This is a genomic window from Pseudomonas sp. P5_A12, from assembly GCF_056400685.1.
In genome coordinates this window covers 1-10,265 of sequence record NZ_JBFUKU010000198.1, presented here as the reverse complement: position 1 = coordinate 10,265, position 10,265 = coordinate 1, and the positions used below count along the sequence as shown (strand labels likewise).

At 52.8% G+C, this 10,265-nt stretch carries 8 protein-coding genes and 3 pseudogenes; 3 read left to right on the top strand and 8 right to left on the bottom strand.

Going from position 1 to position 10,265, the window contains the following annotated elements:
- Together AC1DSG_RS21995 and AC1DSG_RS21990 are read right to left on the bottom strand one after the other, a co-directional pair.
- Positions 1–1,089: Rid family detoxifying hydrolase (locus AC1DSG_RS21995; RefSeq protein ID WP_477792765.1), on the bottom strand; the 1,089-nt coding region annotated here is incomplete at its 3' end.
- 259 nt (positions 1,090–1,348) lie between these two features.
- Positions 1,349–1,576 carry a DUF3079 domain-containing protein gene (locus tag AC1DSG_RS21990; RefSeq protein WP_477792764.1) on the bottom strand — a complete coding sequence of 76 codons (228 nt, stop codon included), beginning with the start codon at positions 1,574–1,576 and terminating at the stop codon, positions 1,349–1,351.
- 146 nt (positions 1,577–1,722) lie between these two features.
- On the opposite strand from AC1DSG_RS21990, the gene AC1DSG_RS21985 reads away from it, so the two are divergent.
- Complete coding sequence (locus AC1DSG_RS21985; RefSeq protein ID WP_477792763.1) at positions 1,723–2,076, top strand: hypothetical protein; 354 nt, start codon at positions 1,723–1,725, stop codon at positions 2,074–2,076.
- Between the two features lie 71 nt (positions 2,077–2,147).
- Here the strand turns inward: AC1DSG_RS21985 and AC1DSG_RS21980 are convergent.
- The 6 genes and pseudogenes from AC1DSG_RS21980 to AC1DSG_RS21955 all read right to left on the bottom strand — a co-directional run.
- A pseudogene (locus AC1DSG_RS21980) lies at positions 2,148–2,267 on the bottom strand (NnrS family protein); the annotation flags it as partial.
- A 37-nt stretch (positions 2,268–2,304) separates the two neighbouring features.
- Positions 2,305–2,748 (bottom strand): CopD family copper resistance protein, encoded by a 444-nt coding sequence (locus AC1DSG_RS21975; protein WP_477792766.1) that lies wholly within the window; start codon positions 2,746–2,748, stop codon positions 2,305–2,307.
- A gap of 391 nt (positions 2,749–3,139) precedes the next feature.
- Positions 3,140–4,189, bottom strand: coding sequence for a hypothetical protein (locus AC1DSG_RS21970; protein WP_477792762.1), 1,050 nt, complete (start codon positions 4,187–4,189; stop codon positions 3,140–3,142).
- Positions 4,186–5,721, bottom strand: coding sequence for a hypothetical protein (locus AC1DSG_RS21965; RefSeq protein WP_477792761.1), 1,536 nt, complete (start codon positions 5,719–5,721; stop codon positions 4,186–4,188). The genes AC1DSG_RS21970 and AC1DSG_RS21965 overlap by 4 nt, the downstream gene beginning before the upstream one ends.
- Positions 5,722–6,531, bottom strand: coding sequence for a hypothetical protein (locus AC1DSG_RS21960; RefSeq protein ID WP_477792760.1), 810 nt, complete (start codon positions 6,529–6,531; stop codon positions 5,722–5,724).
- 9 nt (positions 6,532–6,540) lie between these two features.
- Positions 6,541–7,977, bottom strand: coding sequence for a hypothetical protein (locus AC1DSG_RS21955; RefSeq protein ID WP_477792759.1), 1,437 nt, complete (start codon positions 7,975–7,977; stop codon positions 6,541–6,543).
- Between the two features lie 648 nt (positions 7,978–8,625).
- Between AC1DSG_RS21955 and AC1DSG_RS21950 the strand changes: the two are divergent.
- Positions 8,626–9,297: pseudogene (locus AC1DSG_RS21950) on the top strand (MliC family protein); the annotation flags it as partial.
- 412 nt (positions 9,298–9,709) lie between these two features.
- Positions 9,710–10,265, top strand: a pseudogene (locus AC1DSG_RS21945) (bifunctional aconitate hydratase 2/2-methylisocitrate dehydratase); the annotation flags it as partial.

The following is a 10,265-nucleotide window of genomic DNA, read 5'->3' as shown; positions in this document are numbered from 1 at the left end:
AACCACATCAGCCAAAACGTGATCGATACTCTCGACAATGGCCTTGATGTTTTTCAAGCATTGTCCAGCTTGCTCTTTTACCCCACCTCCTACCACGTCACCCGTCTTTGAATCTAAAGGCAATTGCGCCGAGATATGGTTGTAGTGAGAAAAAACCACAGTGTGTGTCGATAGAGAGCCTTTTGGGGCATTACCCGTATTGTTCGCTTTTATGATGAGTCCATGCCTGTCTTCGACAGCTTGCGGCGGCGTGCCATCTCCGTGCGACACAACGGCTTCGATTTGTACCAACGCATCCAAAGGTAAAGCTGACACTGCAACGACTGTCCGTGCCGGAATATAAGCGGCGGTTCGGGCTATAGCCGAGTCCGGAAAAAATGTTGTGTAAACTTCGTTTACAGCTGCAATATCCGAGAGGTTTTTAAGGAAGATATTTATTTTAACGATATCGTCAAAAGGAACGTCGATACCTTCTAAAATCCCCTTGATATTTTTCAGGCACTGTCTAGCCTGCTCTTTTGCACCGCCCGATACCAATTTTCCAGTTCCTGGATCAATAGGTAATTGAGCGGAGATGTTGTTGTAATGAGAAAAAGCTACGGCTTGTGCAGACAGAGGGCTTATGGGGGCGTTTTCCGTATTTCTTACCACTTTTACAAGATTGCCTGCCTGTGGCGCATTTGGAATGGTGCCCTCGCCATTTGAAATCAGCGCTTCAACTTGCACCAAAGCATCCAGAGGCAATGCGGCTACCGCGACTGTCGTTAGTGTAGGGACATAGTCGGGGAAGAATGTCGTATAAACTTCGCTTACAGTTTCAATGTCTGAGATGTTTTTAAGGAATATAGTAACCCTTACAACATCATCCATAACATGATCAATGCTTTCAACAATTGCCTTGATATTGCTGAAGCACTGTCCAGCCTGCTCTTTCACCCCACCACCTACCAGTTTTCCAGATGCAGGATCGATCGGTAATTGTGCTGAAAGATTATTATAATGAGAGAACGCTACCGTTTGTGAATAGGGGCCTATGCTTTTTGGGGCACTTTCTGTATTCCTTGCCAACACTGCGTTATAGCCACTCATAATAATACTCCCTCTTGTTACTGCGATTTCACTGGTTGCGTGGCAAACACGTATTCCACGTTGCTATCGACAGTTGCCACCGTTTATCCGGGCGGCGGACATCAAGTCCACGCAGGGGTTGGATAGTAAGTGCCCGGGGTACTTCATGGAGCAGGTGCTAGTGTAGTGGTCTCTGCGTACTACGCCATTGCAGGATCGTTCCCAATCAGCTTTTCGCGCACATTGAATTCAGTGAGTCCTGGTCTGAAAACGCCGACTTTCACGCATTTATCAGTGGCTTAAGCGAATTAGCGGCTGGAAGTTGCGGCGCGGTGGTCTCTATGCCCCAGTCGCCAGGCACGCACCAATCCTCTCCAAACAGCTCGGCCGGATGCATCGTGCGTTCAGAACCATTGCCGCAAGCCAACGACTTGGCCGGACAATACCGGTCGCATCCCCAGCAGATCCGCTCGGGGTGTTTGGGGTTGACGGGGAAGTTCTTGGCCATGCCGGTCTCCGATCATTGAGAGGCGCATTGCCACTCTACAGCCGGTGTGCAACGCCATCCTTGATTGATATCAATAAGCTGCTGCCCACCTGTCGCGATCCAGGGCTAAGCTTCTTAATCGCCGAACAGCCTTGGAGACGTCGCACATGCTCAATAAAAACCCTTTCCCGAACACATCAGACCATCCACCGCTGTCGACTTGGGACGATCAAGCCACAGCAACATCCATCGATGGCGACGCGTTTACCGCCCCGCCCGCGCTGACCGACGCCGAACTGGTGCACTTGCGTGTCCGGGTCATTGCCCTGGAAAACCTGGTCATCGCGCTGCTGGCCGAAGGCTCGGAACGTCAGCTCGCCGTTGCCCGGGAAATGGCCGAATACATTTCCCCCAGGCCCGGTTTTACCCAGCATCCCTTGACTGTCCACGCAGCGGCACAGATGAACCACAGCGTCGAGCGCGCCCAACGATTTCGCCAGCGCGAGGAGCCATCGGTCTGATTGAAAATCAGTCAGGGTCTGCCCCGAGGTGTCCGGTTCAAACGGTTCGCGTATCGTTGATGGTTAGCACGGCAATGCTCAGCTAGCAAAATGAACGCCAGGGTCATGCCCGCCGGCGGCTCCAGCGCACGGCCGGTATGCCCGAAACTGACCCGCGCTATCATCGCCAGCACCATCCCGCCGATGGCGCCACTCCTCTGGCACAACCGTCGCCGACGGCAAGTCCGGTCACCACGTCAGGTAAAACATTCCCTTGGCCAGCAGGACGATGAGCACCATGTGGCAGAACAGACTGACATGGATGAAATGCACGTATCGAGCATTCATCCGGCCGCTTCTGAACAAAAACATGGCAGACAGGAAATGCAGCAATACGCTGAAGGCGAGCATGATCTTGAGCATCAGCAATGTGCCGAACGATGAGCTCATTGGCGTGGCAAGAACCGGCAAATAGCGCAGCCAGACCATCCCCAGCCCGGCACCGAACAACACCAGCAGTACCCATGGCATCAAGGTGCGGGCGCGTCGACCGATACCCTGTTCGACCAGCAGCATGACCTTGACGGGCAGCTGGTTGCGAATACTTTCAAGAAACAGGACTTCGAAGAACACCGTGCCGATGAAAATCAGCGCGGCAAACAGGTGCAACGTCAGAAACAGCGGATAGAGCATGGGATTCTCGCTCTCATTGCAGCTGGACACGATTCACTCGAATCATCCCCTCGGTGCAGCCCAGACTACAGAGCAGGCTGGCTCGTGCGGTTGACATCAATCAAGAAACGACCAAAACCTGATTTTTTTGACCATTACTCGGGACGCAAGAGGTTGGCGGAAACCGGTATAGCCGACCGTTACGCCGGAGCCCGCCGCTTGAATGGTGTATTGGGAAAACGGAACGGCCGTGTCTTTAGCCCCGACGTGATTTACGACTGCGTCCCCCCGATCTTCCGCGACATGTCTCTCCCAATCAAAATCAGGATATTCGATGCTGCTGGCATTGACGACGAGCCCGAACTTCAGTTCTTTGAATTCCGGTTCCTCCAGGATGAGCGAAAAATTTGGGTTACCATCGTTTCACCTCTACTTTGTAGAAGTTCCCCTCAACCTGTATGCGGCGCTTGTCTGAAGTAGGGGCGTCCTGGATCTGACTTTTTAGGCGAACGTAATACTTGCACCCGTTTTGGTTGCCGAACGCATTGATAGCCTGGGTTGCTCGCATAAAGTCTTCGTAGCTTCGGTCAGTGTTTGCCATAAGCTCAGTGAATCCTGGCAATGCTTGTGCATCGACCAAGCGTGAAGCCGGCCAGGCAGGCTCGAAGGTCAAGTTGTTTTCCTTGAGATAGACCGCCAGGAACATCTCAGGCTTGCCGGTATCCGGGTTAGCCCAACACGGTGGCAGATCTCCCCCTTTGCCTCTATTCAACCTATTTTGCAGAAACTGTACCTGTCCCTTCAAGTCGGTATTCACCTTTTGCAACGAAGTGGGGTTTAGTCCGGCTTTTTCTGCATCTGCATAAGCTTGGGCATCCTCGACTATCTTCTGAACCTGCTCAGCGGTCGGTTCACCTTCGGTTTTCAACGCCGTCTTGAGCATCTGCTCAGTGGCTTTCATCGCACYGATACGCTTGATTATGTCGGTTGGCTGAGTCTCACTATCCTGATCAGCAACCAGCTTTTTCAGTTGTTCGTAGGACATAAGGGTTTCGAGGATCAGCCTCTTGGCTTCCTCTCCTTTRTCCTTACTTCCCGATTCCTGGAGTGCCTTGTCAATTGCCGCCAGCGCGGCTAACTGATCATCCTTCTGCGTGAGCAGCACCTTCAACCGCCCCGCTTCATCACGCGCTTTGGAGGCATCAACCAGTTTGTTCATAAGCTCGTCAGGGTTCCTGAGCCCCATTTCAGCTAGCCGGATTTTGAGCTCTTGGGCAGCGTCTTTGATAGCTTTTTCACGTTCATTGAAACCATTAAAATCAGCGACCTTTTGCTCCAGTGCCTTATTGGCGTTGGTGAGCTGCCAGACCTGCCAGCCGGTCAGCAGCAACAATATGAAGGCGAGCACCATCCAGATTTCAGTGATGGACAAGTTGAAGACCTGATCATTTTTCTCGCTCAACTGGCAGGTCTCGCATCAAACATCTTCTGATCAGCGACAGGAATATCTCGAGCCTCAAGTACTGACGTAATCGTCGGCTCATTCACTGCAGGCTGGCGCGGCTCGATTTTGCTGATGTGATCAATCTTACCGGCGAGCTCGTCCAGTTGGGCATGAGCAACTTCGATGGTTCGGTTACCTTGCTCGACGCGATCAGCCAACGCACGATGCGTGACATTACTTTGGGAAATCACATCGATCAGAGGCATCAAAGTCCCTTTGATCGAATCGGATAGCGCCTCATTAGTCCGGATGCTGGCTTCGCTCACGGCCTGGAATGCCTCATCGATCTCCTGGCTGAGCGCTGCGGCAGAGTCATCTCCTTCAATTTTCTGTTGAAGGGCATGCAGCCTCTCAACAACCTGCTCAATAACAACGCGATTCGACTTGACCTCTTCCTGGAAACTCTTCTGATAGTCGTCCAGAGTATTCAGAAACTCTTTTTGGGCACGCTCGACACCCTCCAGCAGGCTATTACCCTGGCCGTTCATGGCATCCATCATGCGCTGTTGAGTTTCGACGATAGTGCCCACCGCCGTGAGCGTATCCTCCAGAGTCTGAGTCTTGGTGTTCAGACCGCGAATTGCGATACCCACCGAACGCGCAGCCGTCTTGACATCGTCCGCCAACGTAGAGATTCCCACATTGACCCCTTCGGTCGTATCGGCAAGCGCGTCGATGGACGGCTTGAGCTTTTGAGCAAACAGGTCATCCGGGAACAAGGTCTGTTCCAGGCGATGCTCGGCCTTCTTCCCGAACTCCATGGCATGGGCTTCCATGCGCTCAAGTGTTTGCTCACTTTTCTCGGAAAGGCCCTTGATGGTTACCAGCAAATCATCACAGGCAGCCCTGGCGTCCTTGAGCATGGCGTCGAAGGATTCGTTGCTGCGCTGGATAGCGTTGGCAAAATAGGTATCCATTGCTTCCCTGCTGTGCTTGGAAAGCTCTGAGATTTGCTCTTTGGCGCCGGCGAGGGTCTCTTTGGTGGTGCCCACGACCTCGTCCCGGAACACCACCAGCTTCTGATAGGTGTCGTCACACATCAGGGCCAGGTTTTCGGATGCGAGGATCGCGCGCTCTTCCACTCTTTGGACTGCATCAGATTGGTCTTGCTTGAAACCTATGTAGAGGGTGCGAGCAACCATCCCCAGTCCAGTGCTCACCATGGCTGCCCCGAAGCGCATGGCCATGCCACTGAGGTTTTCGCCGATGCTCTGAATGTCGAACAGGCAAATGATGATGCTGCTGACAGTGAACAGAAAACCCAGGTAATACACCGAGTCAGCGTACTTGGCGACCGAAAGCCTCACGTCATAAAGCTCGCGAACACGATGACCAACGATCCAGTACATCAACATTATACTGATGGGAATCCAGAAGCCGAACCAGGTAGGGTCGTTGAACTTTAAGCTGATGCTGGCGCAGATGATCTTGAGCAGCAGCGCAACGCAGAACCAGGTCTTTACCCGTCTTACGATTGTATGTACTGACATTTAATGCGCCCCCATAGGGCGAATCTCAGGGAGTGATGCACCGTTTTCAGAAAAATACTGAGCCCAGAACTCTGCACGCTTGTTGTAGGGCATGACCGTGGGTTCTGCTACCAGCATATTGATCGTCACCGAAGCACCGGCCAGCGCCGGCGCGATCGATTCCTGGCCATAGGCAGTTTTGGCGAAGTCCTTGTAGGACGACAGCGCGTTGTTGTACATGCTGAAGCGCGGCATGTTTGCGGCCATGTCCGAATAGATAATCAAGTTCTTTGGACCCTTCAAGTTCGCGTACTTGAAGCCGTTGATGCCGGCGATCTGAAGCATTTCGAAAATAGGCGAGGTCTTGGCCTGCACATTCAGAGGGATCTGCTGCACCATATCGAACAGTGGGTTAGCGAATTTATCGTTGAATTCCCTAGTCACGAACGTCTCAGACTTCGTCAATTTGTCCATTTCGCGCCACTGCCCCGGATTACATTTTTCGAACACAGGGGCGCTGTTTTGTTCGTATTTCTCGCCCAGCAGAAACACGGTCACCAGTGCGCCTTTCGGGACTTCATCCAGCACCATGTGCTTGAAACGTTGGGTCAGATCATCCTTTTGATTGGAAGGGAACGGAGAGGTGTTGTCGATCAGCACCACATATTGGCCCATTGGCCCACCGCTGGGGCATAGGGTTACCTTGTCGACATTCTCTTTGGTTAGCGCGTAATAGGCTCCGTAGCCAGCGGCGCACAAGATAATCACGGCAATCAGGCAAACCAACAGGGTAGTCAGCCCGGATTTTTTCTCTTCTTCGTACAGTGACATCGGGCGTCCTTAAGTCTGGGTTTCCAGTGGTTTGAGTTGATCGAATGTCCGGTTGAAAGACGACTGCACCTTGGCGCGTGTGGGCTCCAGAATGGCGACCATCTCGCTAAGCAGATTTTCCTGAGCCGTTAACCTTTCTTGGTCGCGCTCGGTACCGAAATCCGGGAATTCCTGGTGGTTCAGTACGACGGGCTGGGAAAAATAGTCCGGTCGTGGCTTGTCTACTGGCCGCACCATCTGGTTTTCATAGCGGTAGCATTGGGTCAAGGCATGGATCGTATTGTCCGCCAGTACCAAGTGCTCAGTGACCTTCTTCCTGGCCACCGATTTTTCGCCCATGTTGCGCTTGAAGCGCTTGATCGCTTCCTGGGCCTGCTTAACGTTTACATCGATCTGCTCAAGCGTAATGGTCTTCTCTGTCTCAAGGGCCTTCCGCAGACTATTGATAACACCCATCATGCGACGGTAAGTTTTGACATAGGAGCCGTATATCTTGGTGTAGCCCGGATAGCGGTCTGACCATGCGTAGCCGTGATACTGAGCAAAAACTCCGCAGGCTACCGTTACCAAAAACAAGCCGACGCTCTCAAAATTACTGAAAGGCAAGCTAAGGCTCTTGATGCTTTGCCCGATCAACTGCAACTGATCATTGGTTTCCTCATCAATCATCGGCATGACGTAACGGCAGTAAGCGACGAACAAGCCCATGCTCAGTGTCCAGAACAAACCAATCAATCCGCAAAGATATCCGAGCATCCGGCGAAAGCCGCTGACATGGTTTTTGTTGGTAAACAAAAAACCTGCAAAGAAACACCCAAGTATATTTACCAAGGCCAATAGCCCTGCCAATAGCACCCCGGCCAGCAGACCGCCCGCCATTCCACTGGCGAAGAAAACCGCGTTGATTACCGATTCAATCGCGCCAAAAATCACTAGAAAAGCCACTTGGCGAATGTGATCGCCAGTGCTCGAAAGCTTTGCCGGCGTTTCTGGCAGGCGATTGGCAGATCGGAAGCTGTCCAGGATTTCCTTTTTTGCTTTGGCTTCGCGCATCTCTTCTTTGAGACGAGCGTCCGCTCCCGAAAGGATGGAATCAGCCTTGCGTACGAACTCATCGCCGAGTTGTACGGTGCGATTTGTTTCCTGGGTGAGATCAACGGTATCCAGACGCTGCTGGATTTGCTTGAGCCATTGCTCCCCGGTTTTCAAGGTGGCCGCGCGCATCTTGCCCACCGTTCCCTGAATCTGGTGCTCGGTTTCGGTCAGCATCGTGTCTCGGACGCTCGGAACACCGACAGCACCCTGCGCACGCGCCTGTTCGACGATTTTGAGCTCGGCTTTAATCGCCTCGGGATCAATCGCAGGAAAGCTTGTTTCGGAATTCTCAGGTTTCTTGCTAAATAAAAAGAACTTGAGACTCGCGAACATCTTCTTGAAAAACGACATCGCTAAATACCCATAAATCGTTGTTTATAAACGAATACTGACTTTTCAAATAACCCACCAATATCTGGGTTGTCGAACCGGAACATCGGCATAAAGTGTACTTTCAGGCGGATTTGTCGCCCTTCAACGCGCGACCTGGGCAAATAGCCATGATTCGTGGCAACGTGGACTACTTATGTGTCATTCCTGAACGACATGTTTCTCAGCTTTTTCTACTCAATTAGCGGTTGGTTCTACCGGGATAAGTAGGCTGGGCAAGCACAACTCCATCGCCTCTGACTAGAGACGCAGTAACACATACCATCCACTGGCCCGCTCTGAAATGTACTGAGGCGTACCTCGCCGGCCCCTGAAAAACGCTGAAAACTTCTGAACAGCGTCCTTGTTGTGGTGGTTGTAGTGGTCCAATGAACTGGAAGCATTTAGGCGAGGATTGGAGTGCTTGGGATAGCTCCGATAATGGTGGTCGCTTTTTTTGAACAGCTCTTGGTGAACCTTAAGCACCCTGAAAACCGGGAGGCTTCAGGTTTATCATTGCCTGCGTCGTGAACATCTGGCGTCACCCACGAGTTAATAATGTGTCTGGGTGGAACTTCTCTCGCTTGGGGTTATAGTCGTGTTCAGTAAATGATTCGGGTGACGTCAAACATGAAAACGGTCACGGCCCTTTTCACCTGCCTTCTCGTCAGCGTATGCGCGGCGACAATCCCCTTTGCCAATGCTGCCAAGCATTCAAAGCCTGCCAAACCTGCTCGAATCTACAAAACCAGCTTCGACTGCGGCAACGCTAGCGCACGCGTAGAACAACTCATCTGCCACGATCCACAACTGGCGCAGATGGATATTGAAATGTTTCGACTCTATCGCCTGGCGCTCACGGATGAACATTCCGTGCCGCCGCCCGAAAAAGTCATGATCGACCAACAGTTCTGGATCGAAGCCCGCAACCAGTGTGGCTCCGGGCCTGACCCCAAGGCCTGCACGATCCGAAGTTATGCCGAGCGTGCGCACCAGCTGCGCCAAGGCTCGGCCATTGTAAGAACCAAGGATCCCGACAGACTGACCGATGGCCCCCTGGTGTTTCGTTGTCCCGGACTCAACACGCCGATTACCGCCACTTTCTTTACCACGCAGCCTGGTGTCGTGTACCTGAAATGGGCGAACGCCTCGATCACCCTGAGCCAGGTGCAAAGTGATTCAGGTAGCCGATACATCGGCAAGGATTACCAAGGGAACTACAGCTTCCGACAAAACGACTACGGGGTGTTTTTCCAGAAGCCAGGTTCTGGGGATATGAGCTGTACGGTCGAGCCGATGGGCYGAGGGCTCTGGCACGCTTGCAACGGAGCCCTCTCATTGTCGACACCTTGTGCGATCAATCGAATTCTCAGGCGTTCCAACCGCCATTTGCGACGTGTTTTTTGGGTCTCATCCAAAATGTGTCGACAATCTTGTTGATTACCCTCTGACAAATCATTATATTTCGGCTCGATCACGAAATAGTGTCGACAATGAGTGTCATTGGCGAAAATCTCCGATTGAGGCAGACGCCGATCTGTGCCTTCGGGCTTCGGGACAGAACACCTTTTGTAGGAACAGTTGATCCGGTGGTTTTGGGTGGTCACCCTCGATTGCTGAACAACTGTTCCTACCTTTATTCAGTGGACCCATGCCGGCTGCTTTGCGCCCTCTGCGTCCACTCAACAACACGCGGTAAGACAGGAGAAGCCCAGTGCTTGAGACCTACGTACAACAATTACAAGCACGTGCCGAGCAAGGGCTTCCACCCTTGGCGCTTAATGCCGAACAAACGGCTGGCCTGGTCGAGTTGCTGAAAAATCCCCCGGCTGGCGAAGAAGCCTTCCTCGTTGACCTGATCACCAACCGCGTTCCACCAGGAGTGGACGAAGCGGCCTATGTAAAGGCCGGCTTCCTCTCCGCCCTCTCCAAAGGCGAAGCCCAATCCCCTCTGATCGACAAGAAACGCGCGGTTGAACTGCTCGGCACCATGCAGGGCGGCTACAACATCGTCACGCTGGTCAACCTGCTGGACGACGCCGAACTGGCGCCGGTCGCTGCCGAAGAACTCAAGCACACCCTGCTGATGTTCGATGCGTTCCACGACGTCGCTGAACGCGCCAAGAACGGCAACGTTCACGCCAAAGGCGTGCTGCAATCCTGGGCTGACGGCGAGTGGTTCAAAAACCGCCCTGTACTGGCCGACAAGATCAGCCTGCGCGTGTTCAAGGTCACCGGCGAAACCAACACCGACGACCTGTCCCCTGCCC